This window comes from Anaeromyxobacter sp. SG64 (genome assembly GCF_022690745.1).
GTDB classification, from domain to species: Bacteria; Myxococcota; Myxococcia; order Myxococcales; family Anaeromyxobacteraceae; genus Anaeromyxobacter; species Anaeromyxobacter soli.
This window is the reverse complement of sequence record NZ_JALCZB010000050.1, coordinates 1-22818: the sequence shown is the minus strand read 5'-3', so window position 1 is coordinate 22818 and position 22818 is coordinate 1. Positions and strand designations below refer to the sequence as shown.

The following is a 22818-nucleotide window of genomic DNA, read 5'->3' as shown; positions in this document are numbered from 1 at the left end:
CCCCTCAGCCCTTCTCGCCCTTGTCGCCGACGAACCTGTCTCGGTCGTCGCGGAAGAGGACGTTGAAGGTCGTGAGGGAACCGTAGCAGCGCGTCACGTACTGCTGCAGCTCGATCTTCTCCGCGTCGGAGAGCTTGTCGTTCGCGTTGACCTTCTGCTCGAGCACGCGCAGCCGATCGCGGATCATCACGATCTTGTGGAACAGCGAGTCGAGGGGGATCTCCTTCGGCTGGGTCTGCCCGTCGCCCGGCTTGAGGACCACGGTGCCGCCCTCCCAGCGCGGCGCGAGCCGGACGTCGGCCCCCTCCTCGCGCAGCGCCTCGCGGATCGCCTCGGCGAACTCCTCGCGGGTCATGTCGGTCAGCTCCTCGGGCCAGGGGGACTGCGGCGCGGACTGCGGGAAAGGACGGTGGTGAGCGGCGGCGGGCGCGAGCGGCGCGCGCTCGAGCGGCGCGCCGGGATCCGCGCCGCGGTGGACGAGCGGGCTCGACGGGCGCGGCGCGCGCCGGCGGAGCTGCGTCGGGGGCGGCGCGGTCGGGATGGCGGCGTCGCGGGAGAGGTAGCGCTCGCAGGCCGGCGCGGTGCCCGGGAAGTCTCCGGTGCGGACGCCGAGGCGGCAGGGGCCGATGGGGCCGCGGGCGTCCTCGAGGATGGGCCGCCAGAGCCGGCAGCTCCCGCACTCCTTCGGCCCGTACCTGCGCTCCTCGCTCACGCTCTGCTCCGCCCCTCCGCCTGGAGCCGCTCCTCGACCGCGCGCACCAGCGCGTCCACCACCGCGTCGAGCGGCACGCCGCTCGTGTCCACCACCCGCGCGTCGTCCGCCGGCCGGAGCGGCGCGATGGCACGCTCCGAGTCGTTCTTGTCGCGCCGGAGCTGATCCGCCAGCACCTCGTCGTACGTCGACGGGTCGCCCTTCGCGCCGAGCTCGGCGTGGCGCCGGCGCGCGCGCTCCTCCGCGGAGGCGGTGAGGAAGAACTTCACGTCCGCGTCGGGGAACACGACCGTCCCGATGTCCCGCCCCTCGAGCACGGCGCCCCGGTTCTCCGGCGCGCAGGCGAGGCGGCGCTGCAGCTCGAGGAGCCCGGCCCGCACGACCGGGCGCGCCGAGACCGCGCTCGCGCCGATGGACATGGGCGGCGTGCGGATCTCGACCGAGACGTCGTCCGCGCCGAGCAGGACGCGCTGGCCGCCGCCCGGCGAGGGGGCGAAGTGGATCTCGAGCTCGGGCAGGAGCGCGCCGAGCGCCGCGTCGTCCTCGAACGCGATCCCCCGGCGCGCCGCGGCCAGCGCGACCGTGCGGTAGATCGCGCCGGTGTCGACCATCGCGAAGCCGAGGCGGGAGGCCACCCGCCGCGCCGCGGTGGACTTCCCCGCGCCCGCGGGGCCGTCGATCGCCACGATGAACGGCCGGCCGGCGGTCACGCTGCGAGGATCCTCCCGAGCGCCGCGAGGCAGCGCTCGTTCTCGCGCCGGAGCCCCACGGTGATCCGCAGCGCGCTCGGGAACCCGTAGCCCGCCACCGGGCGCGCGATCACGCCCTCGCGCAGCAGCGCCTCGAAGAGCTCCTTGCCCGTCCGGCCAGGGAAGTCGGCGAGGACGAAGTTGCCCTGGGAGGGGACGACGGTCGCGCCGAGCGCCGCGAGGCCGCTCGCGAGGAGCGGCCGCTCCTCGAGGACGAGCGCGCGGCTCTTCGCGACGTGCGCGGTGTCCTGGAGCGCCGCGGCGCCGGCCGCCTGGGCGACGAGGCTCGTGTTGAACGGGGGCCGCACGCGGTCGACGTACTCCACCACCTCCGGCCGCGCGAGCCCGTAGCCGAGACGCATGCCGGCGAGGCCGTAGATCTTGGAGAAGGTCCGGAGCACCACGACGTTCGGGTACTTCCGCCGGAGCGCGAGCGCGTCCTGGAACCCGGGCGCGTCCACGTACTCGACGTACGCCTCGTCGAGCACGACGAGGGTGTCCTTCGGCACCGCGTCGAGGAACGGGGTGAGCTCCGCCTCCGTGAACCAGGTGCCCGTCGGGTTGTCGGGATTCGCGAGGAAGACGAGCTTCGTGCGGCGGGAGAGGAGCTTGCGGAGCGCGTCGAGATCGTAGTGGAAGCGCGCCTTCATCGGCGCCTCGACGAGCGTGCGGCCGTGCTCGTGCGCGGCGAGCTTGTACGCGACGAAGCTCTGGGCGCTCGTCAGGACCTCCTCGCCGTCGAGCACGAACGACCGGACGAGCAGCTCGATGAGCTCGTTGGACCCGTTCCCGACCATCACCTCCTCGGGCGGGACGCCGAGCTTCGCGGCGAGCGCGTTGCGGAGGACGTACGCGGAGCCGTCCGGGTAGAGGTGCACCTTCGCGCACGCCTCCCGCGCCGCCGCCAGGGCGAGGGGCGAGGGGCCGAGCGCGTTCTCGTTGGAGGCGAGCTTGGCGACGTTCGATACGCCGTACTCCCGCTCGACCTCCTCGATGGGCTTCCCGGGGACGTACGGCGTCAGCGAGGCGACGTGGGGCGGGACGAGAGGCATGGGGCGACGGTTATACCCGACGGCCCCCGCGCTCGCGAAGGCCCCGCGCTACTCCTCGGTCGTGAACACGCCCATCGCCCGGAACTTCTTGTAGCGATCGACGACGAGCTGCTCGGGGGAGAGCTTCTCGAGCTCCGCGAGGTGGCGTCGGATCGCGCCGCGCACGTTCTCGGCGGCGAGGTCGTGATCGCGGTGCGCGCCGCCCTCGGGCTCGGGGATGATCTCGTCGGTGATGCCGAAGCCCGCGAGGTCCTTCGCGGTGAGCTTCAGCGCCTCCGCCGACTTCTTGCCCTGGGTGGAGTCGCGGTAGAGGATCGAGCTGCAGCTCTCGGGCGAGATGACGTTGTACCAGGCGTACTGCAGCATCAGGATCCGGTTCGTCACGCCGAGCCCGAGCGCGCCGCCGGACGCGCCCTCGCCGATGACCACCGAGATCGACGGGACCGAGAGCGACGACATCACCTCGAGGTTCGTCGCGATGGCCTCGGCCTGGCCGCGCTCCTCCGCGCCGATGCCGGGGTACGCGCCGGGCGTGTCGATGAAGATGATGACCGGGCGGCGGAAGCGCTCGGCGAGATCGAAGAGCCGGCGCGCCTTGCGGTAGCCCTCGGGGCGCGGCATCCCGAAGTTCCGCAGCATGTTCTCCTTCGTGCCGCGGCCCTTCTGGTGCCCCATCACGAGCACCGGCTCGCCGTCGAAGCGCGCGAACCCGGCCACGATGGCGCGATCCGCGGCGAAGCGGCGGTCGCCCTCGAGCTCGAAGAAGTCCGTGAACAGCCGGCCGAGGTAGTCGAGCGTGTACGGCCGGTTCGGATGGCGCGCGAGCTGGACGGTCTGCCACGGCGAGAGCTCGCTGAAGATCTCGGCCTGGAGCCGCTTCGCCTTCTTCTCGAGCTTCTGGATCTCGTCGGTGAAGTCGACGCGGGCGCCGCCGGACAGCTCCTTCAGCTCGGCGATCTTGGACTCGAGCGCGATGAGCGGGCGCTCGAAGTCGAGGGCATGGGCTGGCTTCGTCACGTCGCGCCTTATAGCACGAGGCGGCCGGAGCGCACGGTCGAGGCGCTGGACTTCTCAGCCGTTTTCGACGCGCCGCGCCAAGACCTCGACGTCCACCGGCGGCGCGATCCACTCGACGCCGCGCTCGCGCCGGAGCCAGATGACCTGCCGGCGCGCGTAGCGGCGGTGCGCCACCTGCACGCGCCGGATCGCCTCCGCGAGCTCGAGCTCCCCGCGCACGCACGCGACCGCCTCGGCGTAGCCGATGGGCAGCTTCGCGGGGAGCGCACCGCCGGTGCGCGCCACGAGCGCGCGCGCCTCGTCGAGGATCCCGCCGGCGAACATCTCCACCACGCGCGCGTCGATCCGCGCGTGGAGCGCCGCGCGCGGAGGGTCGAGCGCGAGGAGCCGCGCCGCGTAGCGGTCCGGCTGGAACGCGTGCTCGGCGTGGAGCTCCGACGGCCTCCGCCCAGCGGCGGCGATCTCGAGCGCGCGCACGATCCGCACGAGGTCGTTCGGGCGGATCCGCGCCGCCGACTCGGGGTCGATCGCGGCGAGCCGCGCGTGCAGCGCCGGGCGGCCGAGCCGCGCGGCCTCCTCCTCGAGGCGCGCGCGGAGCGCGGGATCGCGGCCGGGCGCCGCGACCACGCCGTGGAGCAGGGCGCGCACGTAGAGCCCGGTGCCGCCCGCGACGATGGGGAGCCGGCCGCGCGCGGCGACGTCCGCGATGGCGGCGTCGGCGAGCGCCGCGAAGCGGGCCGCGTCCATCCCCTCCCCCGGCTCCACCACGTCGAGCAGGTGGTGGGGCGCGGCGGCACGCTCGGTGGGTGAAGGCTTGGCGGTGCCGACGTCGAGCCCGCGGTAGACCTGCTGCGAGTCCGCGTTCACGATCTCGCCGCCGAGGCGGCGCGCGAGGGCGACGGCGAGCGCGGTCTTCCCCGACGCCGTCGGCCCCGCGATGACGAGGAGGCGGATCACCTCACCCGCGCGACGAGGTCCGCGAGCGCGACCGGCGTCTCCTCGCGCGTCGCGAGGTCCTTCAGCTTCGCCTGGCCGGTCTGGACCTCGTTGCCGCCGAGGACGAGCGCGTAGCGCGCGCCGACCCGCTCCGCCTGCTTGAACTGCGCCTTCATCTTGCCGCCGCGCGGGTCGAGCTCGCAGGCGATCCCGGCGCGGCGCAGCTCCGCGGCGCGCCGGAGCGCCTCGCGCGCGCCCGCCTCGTCGGCGCTGACGAAGAACACGACCGGCTTGCGCTCGGGCGCGGCGCGGCCGGCCTTCTCGAGGATCATCGCGAGCCGCTCCTGGCCGAGCGCGAAGCCGATGCCCGGCGTGGGCGGCCCGCCCAGGGTCTCCACGAGCCCGTCGTAGCGGCCGCCGCCCGCCACCGCGGACTGCGAGCCGAGGGCGTCGGAGGTGAACTCGTAGGCGGTGCGGACGTAGTAGTCGAGACCGCGCACGAGGCGCGTGTCCACGGTGTAGCGGACGCCGAGCGCGTCGAGGCCGCTCTTCACGGCCTCGAAGTGGGCGGCGCACTCGGGGCAGAGCCGCTCGAGGAGCCGCGGCGCCGCGGCGAGCACGGGCTGGCAGCTCTCGACCTTGCAGTCGAGGACGCGCAGCGGGTTCCGCTCCATGCGCTCGTTGCAGTCGGCGCAGAGCTCGCCCTTGTGCGACCCGAGGTACGCGCGGAGGTCCTGGAGGTACGCCGGGCGGCAGCTCCGGTCGCCGACCGAGTTGAGCTTCAGCTCGGCGCGGACCCCGAGGCGGGCGAGGAAGTCGTCGAGGAGCGCGATCTGCTCGGCGTCGAGGAACGGCTCGGCGATCCCGAAGGCCTCGCAGCCGATCTGGTGGAACTGGCGGTAGCGGCCCTTCTGCGGCCGCTCGCGGCGGAACATCGGGCCCACGTAGAACCACTTCTGCGGGCCCTCGACGAACGCGCCGTGCTCGATGAACGCCCGCACCGTGCCGGCGGTGCCCTCGGGGCGCAGGGCGAGCAGGTCCTCGCCCTTGTCCTCGAAGACGTACATCTCCTTCTTCACGATGTCGGTCGCCTCGCCGACGCCGCGCGCGAACAGCTGCGCCGGCTCGACCACGGGGGTCCGCACCTCGCGGTACCCGTAGAGCGCGAACACCTCGCGCGCGATCGCCTCCATCTCCTGCCAGCGTGCCGCCTGGCCGGGCAGGAGGTCGTTCATCCCCTTGACGCCGTTGATCTTCGTCGCCATCGCCGCGTCTCTCTACCAGAAAAGGCTCAAGGGGGCCCACCGATCGGCTCTCCCACGCGCACCCGCGCGCCGGGCACGAGGCGGGCGTCGAGGCGCACGCGCCCCGGCTCGAAGAGCAGGATGACGGTCGAGCCCATCTCGAACGCGCCGAGCTCACCGCCCTTCTCGGCGGGCAGCGGCGAGGCGTAGTCGCGCGCGGCGGCGGTCGCCGCCTTGAGGTTCGTCACCGGGACGGTGGGGTCGTAGTAGGCGCGGACCCGGCCGACGACCGTCGCGCCCACCGCGACGACCGCGCAGGCGCCGAGCGGCGTCTCGAGGATCGTGACGAGCCGCTCGTTCACGGTGAAGAGGCCCGGCACGCTCCGGACCGACGCGGGGTTCACGGGCCAGAGCTGGCCCGGCACGTAGCGCCAGCCGGTGATCCTGCCGCCGAGCGGGAAGTGGATGCGGTGGTAGTCGCGCGGCGACAGGTAGACGGTCGTGTAGGCGCCGCCCTGGAGCCGCCGCGCGAGCGCCTCGTCGCCGACGAGCGCGCCCACGGAGTAGTCGATCCCCTTCGCCTGGACGAGCCGCCCGTCCGCCGCGGTGCCGGCCTCGGAGACGGCCCCGTCCACGGGCGAGACGACGACCGTGTCGCCGGGCGCGATGGGGCGGAGCCCGGGCCGGAGCGGCCGCGCGAAGAACTCGCCGAAGGTCCCGTAGACCTGGAGCTCCGGGCACTCGGACAGATCGATGCCGTAGCGCGCGGCGAACGCCCGCATGGCGGCGAGCCGCACCGACGCGGGCGCGTTCCAGCGCGTGAGCGCGCCGGCGAGGCGCGAGACGGTGTTCTTCGGCAGGAGCTTCAGGGCGGAGATGAAGAGCTTTTCGTTCATGCGGGCGCGGCAGTGTAAACCAACGCTCGGCCCGGGAGATCGCCGCGGCGCCCCGTTTTTGGCGCTGCGGCCGGGCGGACGGTGGGTGAGGCTGCAGGCCCGGAGGTGCACGATGGAGGCGATCCGCGCGGCGCGGGGGACGGGACTCTCCTGCAAGGGCTGGGTGCAGGAGGCCGCCCTGCGCATGCTGATGAACAACCTCGATCCCGAGGTGGCCGAGCGGCCCGAGGACCTCGTCGTGTACGGGGGGACCGGCAAGGCCGCGCGCGACTGGGACAGCTACCGGCGGATCGTCGCGAGCCTGCGGACCCTCGGCGACGACGAGACGCTCCTCGTCCAGAGCGGCAAGCCCGTGGGCGTCCTCGGCACGCACCCCGACGCGCCGCGCGTGCTCATCGCCAACTCGAACCTCGTCCCGCGCTTCGCCACCTGGGAGCACTTCTGGGACCTCGAGAAGCGCGGCCTCATCATGTACGGCCAGATGACCGCGGGGTCCTGGATCTACATCGGGACGCAGGGGATCCTGCAGGGCACCTACGAGACGTTCGCGCAGGCCGGGCGGACGCACTTCGGCACGGACGATCTCGCCGGCCGGCTCGTCCTCTCCGGCGGCCTCGGCGGGATGGGCGGCGCGCAGCCGCTCGCGGCGACCATGCTGGGGGCGGCGTTCCTGGGCGTGGACGTGGATCCCGCGCGGATCGAGAAGCGGCTCGAGACCGGCTACCTCGACGCGCGCTCCGGAGATCTCGACGACGCGCTCCGGCGGCTCGAGGAGGCGCGCCGCGCGCGCCGGCCGCTCTCCATCGGCCTCGTGGGGAACGCCGCGACGGTCTTCGCGGAGCTCGCCCGGCGCGGGATCGCCCCGGACCTCGTCACCGACCAGACCTCGGCGCACGACCCGTTGAACGGCTACGTGCCCGCGGACGTGCCGCTCGCCGACGCGCCGGCGCTCCGGCGCCGCGATCCGCAGGGCTACGTCCGTCGCGCCCAGGAGTCGATGGCGCGGCAGGTCGAGGCGATGCTCGCCATGCGCGCCGCCGGGAGCCACGTCTTCGACTACGGCAACAACCTCCGCGCCGGCGCGCGCGAGGCCGGGCTCGCGGAGGCGTTCTCCTACCCCGGCTTCGTCCCCGCCTACATCCGGCCGATGTTCTGCGAGGGCAAGGGGCCGTTCCGGTGGGTGGCGCTCTCGGGCGACCCGGCCGACATCGCCCGCACCGACGCCGCCGTCGCCGCGCTCTTCCCGGAGAACGAGGGCCTCCGCCGCTGGCTCGACCTCGCCGCCCGCAAGGTGAAGTTCCAGGGGCTCCCGGCGCGCATCTGCTGGCTCGGCTACGGCGAGCGGGATCGGGCGGGCCTCGCGTTCAACGACCTCGTCCGGCGCGGCGAGGTGAAGGCGCCGATCGTCATCGGCCGGGACCACCTCGACTGCGGCTCGGTCGCGTCGCCGAACCGCGAGACCGAGGCCATGAAGGATGGCTCCGACGCCATCGCCGACTGGCCGATCCTGAACGCGCTCGTGAACGCGGTGAACGGCGCCTCGTGGGTGAGCTTCCACCACGGCGGTGGGGTGGGGATCGGCTGGTCCCTGCACGCCGGTCAGGTGGTGGTCGCCGACGGCACGGAGGCGGCGGGGCGCCGGGTCGAGCGAGTGCTCCGCAGCGATCCGGCGATGGGCGTGCTGCGGCACGCGGATGCGGGGTATGAGGAGGCGAGGGAGGTGGCGAGAGTACGGGGGGTGAAGATCCCCTGAGGAGGATCGGGCGCTCGACCTCGCCCTCGCCCCCGACCTCGCCCCCGACCCCGACCCGACCGATACCCCGACCTCGACCCCGACCGCCCCGCCCCCGATCGTGCCCCCTCGCAAACCGCTCCGCCCGAAGGCCTCCCTCGTCCTCCGCAACGCGGTCGTCGCCACCTGCGACGCCGGCGCCTCCGATCCTGGCCTCATCCCGGGCGCGGCCGTGGCGGTGGACGATCGGCGCATCGCCTTCGTCGGCCCGGAGCACGGGCTCGAGGCCGCGGTGGACCTCGACGGTGCGGAGGTCATCGACGCCGCCGGGGGGCTCGTCACCCCGGGGCTCGTGGACGCGCACACGCACCTCGTCTTCGCGGGCGAGCGGGCGGGCGAGTTCGCGCTGCGCTGCTCGGGCAAGAGCTACCTCTCGGTCGCGCTCTCCGGCGGCGGCATCGCGGTGACGACGCGGGCGACGCGGGCCGCGTCCGACGCCACGCTGCTCGAGACCGCGGTGGCCCGCGCCCGGCGCCTCCTCGCCCAGGGCGTCACCACCGTCGAGGTGAAGAGCGGCTACGGGCTCTCCACGGAGGACGAGCTCAGGCTCCTGCGGATCATCCACGACCTCGCGCACGCGCTGTGGGCGGAGGTGACCATCGTCCCGACCCTCCTCGCCCACGCCGTCCCGCCCGAGCGCGCGGGCGACCGGGACGCGTTCGTGCGCGAGCTGTGCGAGGTGCTCGTGCCCCGGGCGGCGCGCGAGCGGCTCGCGGAGCACGTGGACGTCTTCGCGGAGGAGGGCGCGTTCACGCTCGACGAGGCCCGCCGCATCCTGGACGCGGGCGCGCGCCACGGGCTCGTGACGCACGTGCACGCCGATCAGCTCACCGCCTCGGGCGGCGCCAGGCTCGCGGCCGAGCTCGCCTGCGCGAGCGCGGATCACCTGGAGGAGATCGACGACGAGGGGATCGCCGCCCTCGCCCGCGCCGACGTCGTGGCCGGGCTCCTCCCGCTCTCCACGCTCTTCCTCGGCTCGAGCCGCTACGCGCCGGCGCGCAAGCTCCTCTCGGCCGGCGTGCGCGTCGCGCTCGCGACGAACCTCAACCCGGGCAGCGCCATGAGCGAGAACGTCGGGCTCGCGCTCTCGCTCGCGTGCCTGCAGCTCCGGCTCAGCCCGGCGGAGGCGCTCGTCGCCTTCACCGCCGGTGGAGCGCGGGCGCTCCGGCGTCCGGACGCGGGGCGGCTCCGGCCCGGCGGCGACGCCGACCTCGTGCTGTGGGGCTGCGGCTCGCCCGAGCACCTCGCCTGGCACATGGCGGTGAACCACGCGCTCGTCGTGGTGAAGCGCGGGCGGGTCGTCCACACCGCGGCGCCGGGCGCGGCGGTCGACTGTCGCTGAGGATCGCGTGACCGGGAGACGTTCCACGTCGACGAGGAGGCCACCGCCCGTGGTCGTGCCCGCCTAGAGGACCCCATGCGGATCGGCCTCGTCTCGGACACCCACGGCCTCGTCGACCCCCGCCTCGGCGACGTCCTCCACGGGGTCGAGCTCGTCCTGCACGCGGGTGACATCGTGAAGCCGCGGATCCTGGAGGTGCTCCGGGAGATCGCGCCGGTCAAGGCGGTGCGCGGGAACAACGACGAGGGGCTGCCCGCGCTCGGGCGCCTGCCGGAGACCGCGCTCGTCGAGGTGGGCGCGCTCACGCTGCTCCTCGTGCACGACCTCGGCGCGCGCGAGCGGCCGAAGCCTCCGGCGCGCCCGCTGCTCGTCCGCCACCGGCCGGAGCTCGTGGTCCACGGACACTCGCACCGGCCGGGCGTCGCGCGCGTGGGCGACACGCTGTTCGTGAACCCGGGCAGCGCGGGGCCGCGCCGCTTCTCGCTGCCCCGCACGGCGGCCCTGCTCGAGGTGCACGGCCGGAGGGTGAGCGTCACGTTCTTCGATCTCGCCGGCGACCCGCCCGCGCTCCTCGGCGAGCCGGTCGAGGCCGCCCTGTGAGGCGCTTCCCGCCGCCGGGCCGGACGCTCCGCGCCCTCGGCCTCGACGACGCGCCGTTCGTGCGCCGGCGGCGCGGCGACGTGGGGCTCGCGGGCGTCGTCTGCGCGGGGACGCGGTTCGAGGGGCTCGTCTGGGGCCGCGTGCGCCAGGACGGCTGGAACGCGACCGACGCCGTCGCCCGGCTGCCCGTGGGCGGGAAGTTCCTCCCCCAATTGCACCTCGTCCTCCTCGACGGCCTCGGCTTCGGGGGGCTGAACCTCGTGGACCTCGAGGCGCTCGCCGCGCGCCTCGACCGGCCGTGCGTCGCGGTCATGCGCCGCCCGCCGGACCTCCCCGCGATGGAGCGCGCCATTCGCGGGCTGCCGCGCCCCGGCCGCCGCCTCGCGCTCCTCGAGCGCGCGGGGCCGGTGCACCGGCTCGGCGGGTTCGTCTTCCAGGTGCGCGGCGCGGAGCCGGCGGCCACGGCCGAGGCCCTCGCGCGGCTGACGGACCGCGGCGCCGTCCCGGAGCCGCTCCGGCTCGCGCACCTCGTCGCCGCGGCGGTGCGGCAGGGCGAGAGCGGCCGGCGCGCCTGACGCCGCCGCGCGCCTGGACGAGCGAAAGCTCGGCGGGCCGGCGGTCGGCGCGGCGCGGCGCGGCGACCCATTGGCGCGCGCGCTCGCTCGCTGCTACGTTCCGGGACCGCGATGTGCCGCCTCTTCGGCCAGCACGCCCACCCCGGCCTAGGCGTCTGCGAGCCGCTCTGCAGCGCGGAGAACGCGCTCCGCTTCCAGTCGCACAAGCACCCGCACGGCTGGGGCATCGGCTGGTACGTCGACGGGGCCCCGCACGTCCGGCGCGGGATCCTCCCGGCCCACGCCGACGAGTCCTTCGTCTCCGCCGGCCGCGAGGTCCGCTCCGCGGTGGTCATCGCGCACGTGCGAGAGGCGAGCGTCGGCCCGGTGCTCCGCGAGAACACGCACCCGTTCCTGTTCGATCGCTGGCTCTTCGCCCACAACGGGACGGTGGCGCGCTACCGCGAGGTCCCCGCGGTGCGGACCGCCATCGAGGCCGAGATCGATCCCGACCTGCGCCGCGAGATCCAGGGCGACACCGACAGCGAGCGGGTCTTCTACCTCTTCGTCTCCCGCCTCCGCGCGACCGGGGAGACGCGCGCGGCGGACCTCTCCCGGGTCCGGCGCGCCCTCGCGGACACCACCGCGACCGTCCTCCGCATCGCCGACGCCGAGCCCTCCCCGAAGCCGACGTCGCTCAACCTCGTCGTCTCCGACGGCCGCCTCCTCGCGGCGTGCCGGCACGGCCGGACGCTCCACGTCACGTCCTCCGCCGCCCCGCGCCACGTCTTCGCGGTGGCGAGCGAGCCCATCGGCGCGGGCCCGTGGCAGGAGCTCCCCGAGGGCGGCTTCGTGGGGACCGAGGACGGGGCGCGGATCGAGCGCGGCGCGCTGCGAGGGTGACCCCGGGACGGGCCGGCCCCGTCCCCGCTCGCAAGCCTCGCCGCGCTCATGGAGGCGTGATCGCCCGGGCCGTCGTTCAGTCCAGCCCCGCGATCGCGAGCCCACGCGGCGTGCGGACCTCGTAGCGGAGCTCCACCACCTTCGACTCGCGGGCCCCGAGGGCGAGCTCGTGGATCCGCACGCCGGGGCGCTCGGGATCCTCCCGCGCCGGCGCGGTGCTGCCGTCGAGGATCGCCACCTTGATCCGCTCGTCGCGGCTCACCGGGACGAGGTCGAGGAGCCTCACCGCGACCGGGGTCGCGTAGCGGTTCTTCACCTCGATGCGGACGCGGTAGCGCTGCACGTCGTCCTTCGAGAGGAGCCCCGCCGTGAGCCGCTTCCGCTCGAGCACCTTGCGCTCGACCTCGATCCGATCGTCCACGCCGAAGGCGAGCTCGAGCTCGCCGCCGGGCGGGGTGAGGGCGATGGGCGCCCGGCCGACGAACTCGTCCCCCACGTAGATCCCGGCGAGGCCGGGGAGGAGCGGGAAGCCCGTCTCGTTCACCGCCTTGGCGGTGAGGAACGTCGCGGCCTCGCGGCGCGGCGCGGCGATGCGGACGAGCTCCGCGCGCAGCGGGAAGCGCTGCAGGGCGATCTTGCGGGCCTGCCCCGCCCCGTCCACCGACTCGCGCCGCGGCGCCGTGAAGGCGGCGGAGAGGAGCCCCTGCTCGACCGACGCGGCCGCGAGCTCCACGTCCTGCTCGACCTCGGCGACACCCTGCTCGGGCTCCTGCGCGAGCGCGCTCTTCGCGGCGGCCGGGGCGCGCGCCGGCGAGCGCCGCGCCACGCCGAGGGTGTGCACGTCCCGGCGCTCCGTCAGGTAGACGGGCTCGAGCTCGGGGACGTACACGCCGCGCGCGGGCTCCGCCGTGGAGACGGCGAGCTTCACCTCGGACCAGTCCTCCCCGGTGCGCTGCCACACCGAGCCGAGGAAGGTGAGCTCCATCGTCGCCCGCTCCGGGTCGAGCCGGGCGTCCCAGATCGGCGCCCAGCCCGCGGAGCCGACCGCGTACGAGACCGCGAGCTCCAGCGCGCCGTCCCGCTCCGCCTCCAGCTCGACGCCGACCGCCTTCGTGGTCCGGGCGCGCTTCGACTGCACCTTCTCGAGCTCCGCGCGCGCCTGCGCGAGCTTCCGGGCGAGCTCGCGCCGCCCGGCCTCCGCCTTGCGCACCCGCGCGGCGGCGTCCGCGAGCTCGCGCTCGACGTGGCCGGCGAGCTCCGCCCACTCGCGCACCGAGACGCCGCGGACCGCGAGGTTCTTGGCGCGCTCCTCGGAGTAGGTCGAGCGGAGCGACTCGACGAACTTCGCGCGCGCCTGGGCGGCGCGACTCGCGTCCTCGAGCGCGCGGTCGTCGTCCTGGAGCCGCTCGATCCGCTCCTCCACCGCGCGCGCCTCCGCCGTCACCGCCGCCTGCGCGGTCACCCGCTCGACGCTCACGCCGAACACGCGTGCGCGGGCGGCGCCCTTCCCTTCCACGCGGATCGAGTCGTCGTCGAGCTCGTCCGGGAGCCCCTCCAGCACGACGCGGCTCGCGCCGGCTGGCAGCTCCACGCGGGCGACCCGGGTGACACGGGCGGACTGACGGTAGACGGTCACCGCGTCGATGCGGGACGCAGGCGAGAGCGAGGGCGCGGCGGCGGCGAGGGCGGGGACGGCGAGCGCGACGAGCGCGAGGGTGCGCATGGGGTGGGACCTCCTGCGGGTCGTAACGCGCGCGCCGGGAAAAGGATCTGACGACCGCTCGCCGATGGTATGGATCGCACCCATGGGAAAGCTCGCGAGCACGCTCCTCGTCGCCGCCGGCGCGGTCTGGACCCTCGGCACCGCCTGGTTCGCGGCGAACATCGGGATCGCGCTGTCGCGCACCGCGGACGCGCCGCTCGCGGCGAGGGCGGCCGACGCGCCGGGTGAGCGCTGGGTGCGGCTCGAGGACGTCGAGCCGCGCTGCGACACGCGCACGACGAGCAGGAGCTACACGTTCTTCCTCGCCGCGCCGAAGGGCGGCGGCGCGCAGTTCGTCGTGCAGCGCGTGGGCGACGTCCCGTGCCAGGCCGGGCCCCTGGAGGGCGGCTTCGCCCCCGGCACCTACACGCGCGACTTCCTGCAGAAGCGCTTCGGCGTGAGCCTCCCCGGCGAGGGCGAGGTCCGCATCTTCACCGAGGCGCTCTCGCCCGGCTACCTGAAGGCCGCGCTCGGGCGGATGCTGCTCTTCCTGGCGATGGGCTTCCTCGTCTTCGTCGTCGGGCTGCGCGCGATGAAGCGGGCGCGGAGCTCGACCCGCGGTTAGCGGGAGCGACCCGCGCCGGACCGGTCGAACGGCCGCGTCGCGAAGTCCGAGACGACCTCGTCGGTGTACCCGCGCACGACCTCCTCGAGCCCGCAGCCGTTCAGCGCCGCGGCGTCCGCGGCGGACATCACGCAGCGGTACCGCTCCTCGGGCCACTCGCGGCAGGCGCGGGCGAGCCCCTCGCGGTGCGCACCCGCCCACGCATCGGAGCTCGCCTTGGCGCGCTCCTCGGCCTCCGCGGTCGAGAGCTCCGGATCGCGCGCAGCCGCGAAGCGGCGCATGCCGTCCACGTAGGTCTCGAGCCCGGCGCGCAGGAGCGCGCTCACGCGATCGGCGGCGCCCTCGCAGCGGCGCGCCTCCGAGCGCGGCGCGGTGGCGCACGCGGCGAGCAGGAGCGAGACGAGCAGCGCGACGGCGCGGGTCATGCGGCCTCCGGGGGGACGGCGTCCTCGCGCGATCCTGCTCGCGCGCGGTCGCGACGGGAGGAGAAAATTGGACGTGCGACGTCGCGTGCGTACCATCGGCGTCGATGTCGCCGAGCTGCGGACGTCTCCTCGCGCTGGCCCTCCTCGCGACGGGCTGCGCCGGGGGGAAGCTCGCGGCGAGGCGCGAACCCCTGCCCCCGCCCGCCCCCGGAATCCGGGCCGGCTCCCTCACGGGAGCCGGTCCGGAGACCGGACTCCCCCGCGTGCGGACCCCCCGGGTCGCCTCCCAGGTGTCCGTCCCGCGCGCGCTCGAGTCGGCCGCGAGCCTCCTCGGCGCGAGCGCCATCGTGCTCGGCGGCGCCGACCACGGCGACGGCTGCGACGCGCTCGTCCGGGCCGCCCTGGCCGAGGGCGGCATCGCCGTCGCCGAGGGCGACGCGAGCGCCCTCCACGCCGCGGCCAGGGCCGGGGCCGGGGTCCGGCGCGGCAAGGCCCTGCCGGGCGATCTCGTGTTCCTCTCCGATCGCCCCGGCGGTCCGGTCGAGCACGTCGGCCTCGTCGAGCGCGCGGGCGCCGACGGCACGGTCGTCTTCCTGCACCGGACGGCGCGCGGCGTCGCGCGGCTGCACCTCAACGCGTCGAGCCCGTGGAAGGCGCGCACCGAGGCCGGCAAGGCGCTGAACGACGTGCTCATCGTCGGTGCCGGGCGCGTCACCACCGGACGGCTGCTCGTGGGCTACGCGACGCCCCGGTGAGCGCCCGCGCGCCTCGCTCGCCGGGAGCGAAGCACGAGCCCGACCCTCATCGCTCGAACGCGATCCGGCCCCCGACCATCGTGTGCGTCACCGGGAGCGCGGGCAGCGCGCTCGCCGGCACGGCGAGCACGTCGCCCGCGAACGCGGTGAGATCCGCGTCGTAGCCCTCGCGGATCATCCCCCGGCGCCCCTCCGCGAACGCCGCGTACGCCGCGCCCGCGGTGAACGCCCGCAGCGCCTCCTCGCGCCGGAGCCGCTCCTCCGGCAGGAAGGGCGCGGCCGCGCCCGAGGCGAGGCGCGTCTCGGCCGCGGCGAGGCCGAGCCGCGCGTCGGGGCTCTCGATGGGGAAGTCCGAGCCGAACGCGAGCGGCACGCCGGCGCGCAGCACGGAGCGCCAGGCGTAGGCGCCAGCGAGCCGCGCGCTGCCGGCGCCGAGCCGGGCCGGGACCCAGGGCGCGTCGCTCGTGGCGTGAGAGGGCTGCATCGAGGCGACGACGCCGGCCGCCGCGAGCCGCGGGAGGTCGGCGAGCCGGACGATCTGGAGGTGCTCGATCCGGGGCCGAAGCGCGCGCACCGCGCCGCGCTCGCCCGCGCCCTCGATGGCCGAGATCGTCTCGGCGATGCCGCGGTCGCCGATGGCGTGGATGGCGGGCTGGAAGCCGGCCTGGACGACCGCGCGGACCTTCTCGCGCAGGAGGTCGGGAGCCGTGAGGAACAGCCCGCGGTTGCCGGGATCGTCCGAGTAGTCCTCGTGCAGCGCCGCCCCCCGGCTGCCGAGCGCGCCGTCCGCGTAGATCTTCACCGCGCGCACCGTGAGCCGCCCCACCTCCGGCGACGCCTTCCAGCGCGCCATCCGGGCGGTGAGGTCCGCCGGGGTCCCCTCTCCCTCGATCATCGCGTAGACGCGGAGCGGGAGCCGATCCTCGGCCGCGAGGCGGCGATAGACGTCGAGCACCTCGGGCGTCACGCCCGCGTCGTGCGCGGCGGTGATGCCGAGCCGGACGAGCGCGTCCATCCCGCGCCGGAGCGCCTCCTCGATCTCGGCGGGCGACGGCGCGGGGATCCGCTTCAGCACGAGGTCCATCGCGGCGTCCACGAGGACGCCCGTGGGGCGGCCGCGCGCGTCGCGGACGAGCTTCCCTCCCGGCGGGTCCTGCGTGTCCGGCCCGATCCCGGCGGCGGCGAGCGCGGCCGCGTTCGCCCAGCCGGCGTGGCCGTCGACGCGGACGAGGAAGACCGGGTGGTCCGGCACGGCGCGCGAGAGCCGCGCCTCGGTCGGGAACGCCTGCCCCGGCCAGCGGTTCTGGTCCCACCCCCGGCCGCGGATCCAGCTCCCCTCCGGCAGCGCGCGCGCCCGCTCCGCCGCGCGGGCGACGCACGCGTCCTCGGTCGGGAGGCCGGTGCAGCTCACCTCGAGCTCGGCGCGGCCGAGCCCCATCACGTGCCCGTGCGCGTCCACGAGCCCCGGCACCGCGCTCCCGACCTCGATCCGCCGTGCGCCCGGAGCGGCGCGGGCCGCGCAGGCCTCCACCGTGCCGACGCAGGCGAAGCGCCCGTCGCGCACGAGCGCGGCCTGCGCCACGGGGCGGGCCGGATCCAGGGTGTGGAGGAGGCCGATGACGAGGAGCTCGGGGGCGGAGGCCATGCCCCCGGCTCTCTAAGCGATCGATCTCGATCGGGCAACGAACAAGGTCGGCAGCCGGCGCGAACCGAAGAGCGTCGCTCAGGCGGCGCGCACCCCGGGCGGCGGCGCCACCCGCTCGGTGCGCTCCCACGTGGCGCGCTGCGTGCCGCGCACGAAGCGCCAGAGCCCGACCGCGAGCGCCGCGTTCATCGTGACGAAGTAGTGCGCGAGCGACGCCACGCGCCCGAGCCTCCCCGCCGCCACGCGCGGGCCCGCGAGCGCGAGCCCGTAGAAGAGGAGCTGGCCGAGGAGCAGGGCGCGATACAGCCAGGCGCCGGGCTGCGCGGCGAGCGGCACGCTCAGCACGAGGGCCAGCGCGAGGAGGAACGGGGTCGTCCAGCGCAGGAGCTTGTGGGACACGAACGAGAAGAACAGGAACCCGGTGCGCGGGTCGAGCAGGTCCGGCACGCGCGCGAGGGCCTGCCAGTCCCCCGCGCCGATGCGAGCCCGCCGCACGAACTCGCGCCCGGCGTCCTCGGTCGTCTCCTCGTGCGCGACGGCGTCGGGCTCGTAGGGCACCTTCCACCCGCGCACCGCGATGCGCACCGGGATGACGAAGTCCTCGACGATCGTGTCGGGGCGGATGGGGCTGAACAGGATGCGGCGGATCGCGTACAGGCCGCCGTTCGCGCCCAGCACCGCGCCGTGCTTGCCCTCGTAGTACTTGAGGACCGTCTCGTACTTCCAGTAGAGGCTCTCCTCGAACTCGGCGCGGGTCGGGTTGTAGAGGCGCAGCCGCCCGACCACGGCCCCCACGGCGGGATCGCGGAAGCGCCGAACGAGCGCGCGCAGCGCGCCCGGCTCGAGCATCACGTTCGCGTCGGTGAGGACGACGAGGTCGCCTCGCGCCCCGGGGACGAGCTTCGAGATCGCGGCGGACTTGCCGGCGCGCGGCGTGAGCTCGTGGACGGTCACGCGGTCCCCGCCGGCCGCGCGCGCGATCTCCGCGGTGCGATCGGTGCAGCCGTCGCAGCCCACCACGATCTCGAGCCGGTCCGGCGGGTAGTCGAGCGCGAGGCAGTTCTCGATCTTGTGCCGGATGACCGTCTCCTCGTCGAACGCCGAGAAGACGATCGACACGCGCGGCCAGGCGTCGGCCTCGCGCCGCGCGCGCCGGTCCTCGCCGCCCGCGACGAAGCGCAGCGCCGACAGCGCATCGCGCACGCCGTCCCAGACGAGGAGGACGAGGAAGTAGCCGAGATAGCTGAACGCGACGAGACCGAGGCACAGCCAGAGGAGGGACGCCATCGAGCGTGGACTGGAGCAACCTGCGCGCCACGCCCGCCGGCCTCCTCGGGGCCCTAGCCCCCGCCGATCGGCTCGTCCTGCACGGCTGGCTCGCGCGCGGGGTGACGCGAGCCCTCGGTCGCTAGGGGGGGCGCGACCTGGGGCATTCCGGACGCCGGGGCGACGTCGGGGATGCTCGCGGGCGTGAGCGCGCTCGGCGCCAGCCCCCGCGCGGTCGAGGCGTTGCCTCCCAGGGAGGACGCGGGTGCCGCGGTCGCGCCCTCCAGGGCGGCAGGGGCCTGCGCGGCGCTCGCCCCCACGGCCGCAGCTCCGGCCGGCGCCGCCATCGGGGGTCGCTGGGCAATCGACTTCCTCGCCGGTGGCGTGCCGTTCCCAGGCGGTGGCTCCGCAGGCGACGCGGCGGGCGGCGGCGCGGTGGGCGGCGGCGGGGCCGGCGGCCGCGCGGAGAGCGCTTCTCCGCCGGCCTCGTGGCCCGCAGGCCGGGCGTTCGCGGCCCCTTCCGCGCGCGCGCTCGCCGCGCTGGAGGCGGCCCAGCGGCCGCGGACGAAGAGGAAGCCGCCGGCGCCGAGCGCGAGGAGGCCGACCGCCGCCGCGGGCAGGAGCCAGCGCATCCGCGCGCTCCAGCGGAGCCGCGACTCGAAGGCGCCGACCGTGTCGCGGCGCAGGACGGGGTGAGCGCGGACGGAGGTCGGGCCTGGCGTGGGCCGGTAGACGGCAGGAGGGCCGGCGCGCACGTACCGGGGCTCGGGCGTGGGCGCGCGAGGCCGGGAGCCGTCGGCGCGCGGCGAGGGCGCCGTCGGCGGGACGTCGCCGATGGCGACGGCGTCAGGCGTCCGCGGATCGAGCGGGGCGCCCGAGGCGGGCGCGACGGCGATCTCGAGCTCGGCAGGAGTGAACGTGGGGCTGCTCGAGGGCGCTCGTGGCCCGGCGGACTCGGCCGGCGCGGGAGGCCGCGCCGTGAACACGTGATCGCAGCGGGTGCACTGGACCTGGGATCCGTCGGGCGCGAGCAGCGTCTCGTCCAGCTCGTACAGCGTCGAGCAGCGTTCACAGCGAATGACCAAAGCGAATCCTCCCGTCCCTGCGGCGCGGGACAGGGTACTCCACCTCCCGGGCAGGTCGCTACGGCTCCACGACGAGCGCCTCGCGCGCCTGGGCGAGCCGCTTCGGTCCGACCCCGCGCACGCGCAGGAGCGACTCGACGTCCGGGAACGGCCCGTTCCGCTCCCGGTCGGCGACCACCTCGGCGCCGAGGCGCCGGGACAGGCCCGGGACGAAGGCGAGCTCGCGTGCCGAGGCGCGGTTCGGATCCACCCGGAGCCCGAGCGCGAGCCGCTCGTCGGAGGCGAGCGGCCGAACCGGGCCGGGGTCCGTCTCGCAGCCCACCCAGTGCCGCGGGAACCGGCCGCGGCCGGAGGGCGCGCACGGCGCGGGAGCATCGGGGGTCTCGAGGATCCCGCGCACCGGCGCGGCCGCGAGCGTGGCGACGAGGGCGAGGAGCAGGGCGATCCGGCGGGCCATGTGGCGCGGCCGAGCAAGAGCCGCGCCGACGTGTGGTCCACGCGCACCCACCCTGCCCCGGGCGCCTGGACGCCACGCAGGGGGCGTCCGCCGCTCCTCGCCGGGACAACCGTGCGTCGCCCGTGTAGGGAAGCCGTCCATGAGCCACGGCACGAACGGCGGGGTACGCCAGCACGTCCTCCTCGACGGCGACACCCTCACGCTGGAGGAGGTCCAGGCGGTCGCCCTCGGGCGAGCGCGAGCGGAGCTCTCCCCCGACGCGCGCCAGCGGGTCCGGCGCTCGCGCGCGCTCGTCGAGGCGCGGCTCGAGGACGGCGAGCCGCACTACGGCATCAACACCGGGTTCGGGACGCTCGCGGAGGTGCGCATCGAGCGCGCCGACCTCGAGCGGCTCCAGCGCAACCTCGTCCTCTCCCACGCGGCCGGCGTCGGGGCGCCGCTCCCGCTCGTCGAGGCGCGGGCCCTCATGCTGCTCCGCGCGAACGTGCTCGCGAAGGGCGTCTCCGGGATCCGCGAGGAGACGCTCGACCTGCTCCTCGCGCTCCTCGACCGCGGCGTCGCGCCGGTCGTGCCGGAGCGCGGCTCGGTGGGCGCGTCCGGCGACCTCGCGCCGCTCGCGCACCTCGCGCTCCTGCTCATCGGCGAGGGGGAAGCTCTTGTTGCTGGGGGGCGCGATGACGCTGCGTCCCCCAGCAAGATGGAGCGCATGCCCTCGCGCGAGGCGCTGCGCCGGGTGGGGCTCGCGCCGGCCGTGCTGCAGCCGAAGGAGGGCCTCGCGCTCGTGAACGGGACGCAGGCGATGGCGGCCCTGGGGACGCTCGCGGTGCTCCGTGCCGAGCGGCTCGCGGCGCTCGCCGACCTCGCCGGCGCCATGACGCTCGAGGGGCTCCTCGGCTCGCACCGGCCCTTCGCGCCCGAGATCCAGGCGGTGCGCGGCCAGCCGGGCCAGATCGCGGCGGCGGCGCGGCTGCGCGAGCTGCTCGCGGGGTCGGAGCTCAACGCCTCTCACCAGGGGCCGGGCTGCCACAAGGTGCAGGATCCCTACTCCCTCCGGTGCATGCCGCAGGTGCACGGCGCGGCGCGCGACGGGATCGGCTTCTGCCGCGCCACGCTCGCCGCCGAGGTGAACGCGGCGACGGACAACCCGCTCGTGTTCCCGGAGACGGGCGAGATCGTCTCGGGCGGCAACTTCCACGGCCAGCCGGTCGCGCTCGCGCTCGACGTCCTCGCGGTGGCCTCCTCGCACCTCGCGGCGATCTCCGAGCGGCGCGTGGAGCAGCTCGTGAACCCCTCGCTCTCGGGGCTGCCGCCCTTCCTCGCGCCGCAGCACGGCCTCAACTCCGGGTTCATGATCGCCCAGGTCACGAGCGCCGCGCTCGTCTCGGAGAACAAGGTCCTCAGCCACCCCGCCTCGGTGGACTCGATCCCGTCGTCGGCGGGACGCGAGGATCACGTCTCGATGGGGATGACCGCGGCCCTCAAGGCGAGGCAGGTCCTCGAGAACGTGCGGACCTGCCTCGCGATCGAGCTGCTCGTGGCGGCGCAGGCGATCGACCTGCGGGCACCGCTTCGACCTGCCGTGAAGGTCGCGGAGGCGCACCGCCGGATCCGGGCCGTCGTCCCGCGCCTCGACGAGGACCGCGAGCTGCACCGCGACATCGAGGCGGTCTGCCGGCTCGTGGACGACGGCCAGCTGGACCTCTGAGCGGCCCCCCACTCGCAGCGAGGGGACGCACCCGCACGCGGCGCGTCCCCTCGCGGATCCCTGCTCGGCAGGACGGGGTCCCTACTTCCGCCCCTCGCCGCCCGGCGCGGTCGTGCCGCCCGGGGTCGAGGCCCCCGGCGCCGGCGCCGACGGCGTCCCGCTCGGCGTGGTCGTCGAGCCGGGCGGCGTCGAGCTCCCCGGCGGAGGCGTGAGGTCCACGCCCTTCCCGCTCCGGGCGTCGCCGCTCGCGCGGACCTCGATCCGCTTCGCGACCGAGACGCCGGCCTTCGGGTCGAACGACACGCGGACCTGATCGCCGCGCTTCAGCTGCGCCACGCTCTTGCGCCCTTCGCCCCGCACCTCGGTCCTGGCGGTGACCTGGATGTCGCGCATCCCGTCGGGCGCCTGGATCGTGAGCCTGTCCTTCCCGGTGCTCACGATCTCCCCGCTGAGGGTCGCCTGCTCCGCGCGCGCGTGCGGCTGCGTCACGCTCGCGCCCTCCTCCTGCTGCGGGGTCTTCGGCGTCTTGCGCTTCTCGTCCCCCGCCTGTCGCGCGCTGCCTCCCGCCTCCACACCGGACGGCGTGCCGTAGCCGTACCCCTTCATGTGCTTGGGCTCGGCCTCCTGCGTGTCCGCCCCCTTCGCTCCCTGCGCCTTCTCCTCTCCCTGCTGCTCCTGCTGCTTCGCCTCGGACTTCTGCTGCGACTCCTGCGACTTCGTCTCCTGCGCCGCCGCAGGCCCGGCAAGCAGCACCGCCGCGAGCGCGATCGTCCCGAGCTGCATGACCTCTCCTCCCTTCCCGGAAAGATGACGACCGGCGGCGCGCGCCGCTCGCCCGCTCGGCGGGCGACCGCTCCCCCGGACCGTCGCGGCGCGAGTCCAGGCCGGCCCGTCAGGCCCGCTCGCCTCCCGGCGCGAGCGGGTTCGCGCCCGCCCGCAGGAACCCGCGCTCGCCCGTGAGGAGGTCGAGCACGAGCGTCGCGGCGTCGTCTGCCACCGCGTCCGCGCTGTGCGCCTCGGCGAGATCGAAGACCTTCAGGTAGGCGTGGCAGTGATCGCAGGCCTCGGCGGCGACGCCGCGCGGGCCGCCCTCGACCTCGAGGTACGAGAGCCCGCCCGCCTCGCGGCAGACGGGGCACTGCGCGCGCGGCACGTGCCACTCGGCGCTGCAGAGGCCGCACACGACGTAGCGCACGCGGGCGTCGCCGAGGACGACGCTCGCCACGGGAGCGCCGCCGCAGACCGGGCAGGCGGCCCCGGCCGGCGCGGGGGTGGCCGGCTCGAGCGCCGCGGCGAGCCGGGTGAGGTGCGCCTGGAGGGCGGCGCCCACGAACGGCGCGGCGGCGAGGTCGGCCG

General features: G+C 75.5%; 23 protein-coding genes. 8 read left to right on the top strand and 15 right to left on the bottom strand.

What is annotated here, in order from left to right:
- Window positions 1-4: 4 nt before the first annotated feature.
- Genes MNZ29_RS15165 through asd form a run of 7 tightly spaced genes read right to left on the bottom strand, consistent with a single transcriptional unit; the run spans window position 5 to window position 6606 of the window.
- Window positions 5-712: a hypothetical protein gene (locus MNZ29_RS15165; protein ID WP_242339518.1), complete on the bottom strand. Its 708-nt coding sequence runs from the start codon at window positions 710-712 to the stop codon at window positions 5-7.
- A complete protein-coding gene (gene cmk, locus MNZ29_RS15160; protein ID WP_242339516.1) occupies window positions 709-1422 on the bottom strand; it encodes a (d)CMP kinase in 714 nt (237 codons plus the stop codon). The genes MNZ29_RS15165 and cmk overlap by 4 nt, the downstream gene beginning before the upstream one ends.
- Window positions 1419-2513, bottom strand: coding sequence for a histidinol-phosphate transaminase (hisC, locus tag MNZ29_RS15155; protein WP_242339514.1), 1095 nt, complete (start codon window positions 2511-2513; stop codon window positions 1419-1421). The genes cmk and hisC overlap by 4 nt, the downstream gene beginning before the upstream one ends.
- A gap of 48 nt (window positions 2514-2561) precedes the next feature.
- Window positions 2562-3530: an acetyl-CoA carboxylase carboxyltransferase subunit alpha gene (locus MNZ29_RS15150; RefSeq protein ID WP_242339512.1), complete on the bottom strand. Its 969-nt coding sequence runs from the start codon at window positions 3528-3530 to the stop codon at window positions 2562-2564.
- A 54-nt stretch (window positions 3531-3584) separates the two neighbouring features.
- Window positions 3585-4484: a tRNA (adenosine(37)-N6)-dimethylallyltransferase MiaA gene (gene miaA, locus MNZ29_RS15145; protein WP_242339538.1), complete on the bottom strand. Its 900-nt coding sequence runs from the start codon at window positions 4482-4484 to the stop codon at window positions 3585-3587.
- Window positions 4484-5731, bottom strand: a complete 1248-nt coding sequence (gene hisS / locus MNZ29_RS15140) for a histidine--tRNA ligase (RefSeq protein ID WP_242339509.1) — start codon at window positions 5729-5731, stop codon at window positions 4484-4486. The genes miaA and hisS overlap by 1 nt, the downstream gene beginning before the upstream one ends.
- Window positions 5732-5757: 26 nt before the next feature.
- Complete coding sequence (gene asd / locus MNZ29_RS15135) at window positions 5758-6606, bottom strand: archaetidylserine decarboxylase (RefSeq protein WP_242339507.1); 849 nt, start codon at window positions 6604-6606, stop codon at window positions 5758-5760.
- A 112-nt stretch (window positions 6607-6718) separates the two neighbouring features.
- Between asd and hutU the strand changes: the two genes are divergently transcribed.
- From hutU to MNZ29_RS15110, 5 genes are all read left to right on the top strand, one after another.
- Window positions 6719-8359, top strand: coding sequence for a urocanate hydratase (gene hutU / locus MNZ29_RS15130; RefSeq protein ID WP_242339505.1), 1641 nt, complete (start codon window positions 6719-6721; stop codon window positions 8357-8359).
- A 100-nt stretch (window positions 8360-8459) separates the two neighbouring features.
- Entirely contained in the window at window positions 8460-9740 is a 1281-nt protein-coding gene (gene hutI / locus MNZ29_RS15125; protein ID WP_242339503.1) for an imidazolonepropionase, read from the top strand.
- A 75-nt stretch (window positions 9741-9815) separates the two neighbouring features.
- Window positions 9816-10340: a metallophosphoesterase family protein gene (locus MNZ29_RS15120; protein ID WP_242339501.1), complete on the top strand. Its 525-nt coding sequence runs from the start codon at window positions 9816-9818 to the stop codon at window positions 10338-10340.
- Window positions 10337-10915 carry a DUF99 family protein gene (locus MNZ29_RS15115; RefSeq protein ID WP_242355724.1) on the top strand — a complete coding sequence of 193 codons (579 nt, stop codon included), beginning with the start codon at window positions 10337-10339 and terminating at the stop codon, window positions 10913-10915. Before MNZ29_RS15120 ends, MNZ29_RS15115 begins: the two co-directional genes overlap by 4 nt.
- A 111-nt stretch (window positions 10916-11026) precedes the next feature.
- Window positions 11027-11797 carry a class II glutamine amidotransferase gene (locus MNZ29_RS15110; protein ID WP_242355722.1) on the top strand — a complete coding sequence of 257 codons (771 nt, stop codon included), beginning with the start codon at window positions 11027-11029 and terminating at the stop codon, window positions 11795-11797.
- A gap of 76 nt (window positions 11798-11873) precedes the next feature.
- Here MNZ29_RS15110 and MNZ29_RS15105 read toward each other — a convergent pair whose 3' ends face one another.
- The gene (locus MNZ29_RS15105) at window positions 11874-13520 is read right to left on the bottom strand and encodes a mucoidy inhibitor MuiA family protein (RefSeq protein ID WP_242355720.1); all 1647 of its coding nucleotides are present in this window, start codon (window positions 13518-13520) and stop codon (window positions 11874-11876) included.
- Between the two features lie 82 nt (window positions 13521-13602).
- On the opposite strand from MNZ29_RS15105, the gene MNZ29_RS15100 reads away from it, so the two are divergent.
- The gene (locus tag MNZ29_RS15100; RefSeq protein WP_242355718.1) at window positions 13603-14124 is read left to right on the top strand and encodes a hypothetical protein; all 522 of its coding nucleotides are present in this window, start codon (window positions 13603-13605) and stop codon (window positions 14122-14124) included.
- On the opposite strand, the gene MNZ29_RS15095 is transcribed toward MNZ29_RS15100, so the two are convergent.
- Entirely contained in the window at window positions 14121-14549 is a 429-nt protein-coding gene (locus MNZ29_RS15095; protein WP_242339491.1) for a hypothetical protein, read from the bottom strand. The two genes, MNZ29_RS15100 and MNZ29_RS15095, sit on opposite strands and share 4 nt — an antisense overlap.
- Before the next feature lie 263 nt (window positions 14550-14812).
- Here MNZ29_RS15095 and MNZ29_RS15090 point away from each other — a divergent pair, with 263 nt between their 5' ends.
- Window positions 14813-15304 carry an NlpC/P60 family protein gene (locus MNZ29_RS15090; protein WP_242339489.1) on the top strand — a complete coding sequence of 164 codons (492 nt, stop codon included), beginning with the start codon at window positions 14813-14815 and terminating at the stop codon, window positions 15302-15304.
- A 46-nt stretch (window positions 15305-15350) separates the two neighbouring features.
- On the opposite strand, the gene MNZ29_RS15085 is transcribed toward MNZ29_RS15090, so the two are convergent.
- From MNZ29_RS15085 to MNZ29_RS15070, 4 genes are all read right to left on the bottom strand, one after another.
- Window positions 15351-16949 (bottom strand): amidohydrolase, encoded by a 1599-nt coding sequence (locus tag MNZ29_RS15085; RefSeq protein ID WP_242355716.1) that lies wholly within the window; start codon window positions 16947-16949, stop codon window positions 15351-15353.
- 78 nt (window positions 16950-17027) lie between these two features.
- Entirely contained in the window at window positions 17028-18236 is a 1209-nt protein-coding gene (locus MNZ29_RS15080; RefSeq protein ID WP_242339485.1) for a glycosyltransferase family 2 protein, read from the bottom strand.
- A gap of 53 nt (window positions 18237-18289) precedes the next feature.
- The gene (locus MNZ29_RS15075; RefSeq protein ID WP_242339483.1) at window positions 18290-19300 is read right to left on the bottom strand and encodes a zinc-ribbon domain-containing protein; all 1011 of its coding nucleotides are present in this window, start codon (window positions 19298-19300) and stop codon (window positions 18290-18292) included.
- A 58-nt stretch (window positions 19301-19358) separates the two neighbouring features.
- Entirely contained in the window at window positions 19359-19757 is a 399-nt protein-coding gene (locus tag MNZ29_RS15070; RefSeq protein ID WP_242339481.1) for a helix-hairpin-helix domain-containing protein, read from the bottom strand.
- Between the two features lie 139 nt (window positions 19758-19896).
- Between MNZ29_RS15070 and hutH the strand changes: the two genes are divergently transcribed.
- Window positions 19897-21462, top strand: coding sequence for a histidine ammonia-lyase (gene hutH / locus MNZ29_RS15065; RefSeq protein ID WP_242339479.1), 1566 nt, complete (start codon window positions 19897-19899; stop codon window positions 21460-21462).
- Between the two features lie 81 nt (window positions 21463-21543).
- On the opposite strand, the gene MNZ29_RS15060 is transcribed toward hutH, so the two are convergent.
- Window positions 21544-22245 (bottom strand): DUF5666 domain-containing protein, encoded by a 702-nt coding sequence (locus MNZ29_RS15060; protein WP_242339477.1) that lies wholly within the window; start codon window positions 22243-22245, stop codon window positions 21544-21546.
- Window positions 22246-22354: 109 nt separating this feature from the next.
- A partial coding sequence (fdhE, locus tag MNZ29_RS15055; protein WP_242355714.1) for a formate dehydrogenase accessory protein FdhE occupies window positions 22355-22818 on the bottom strand: 464 nt, incomplete at its 5' end.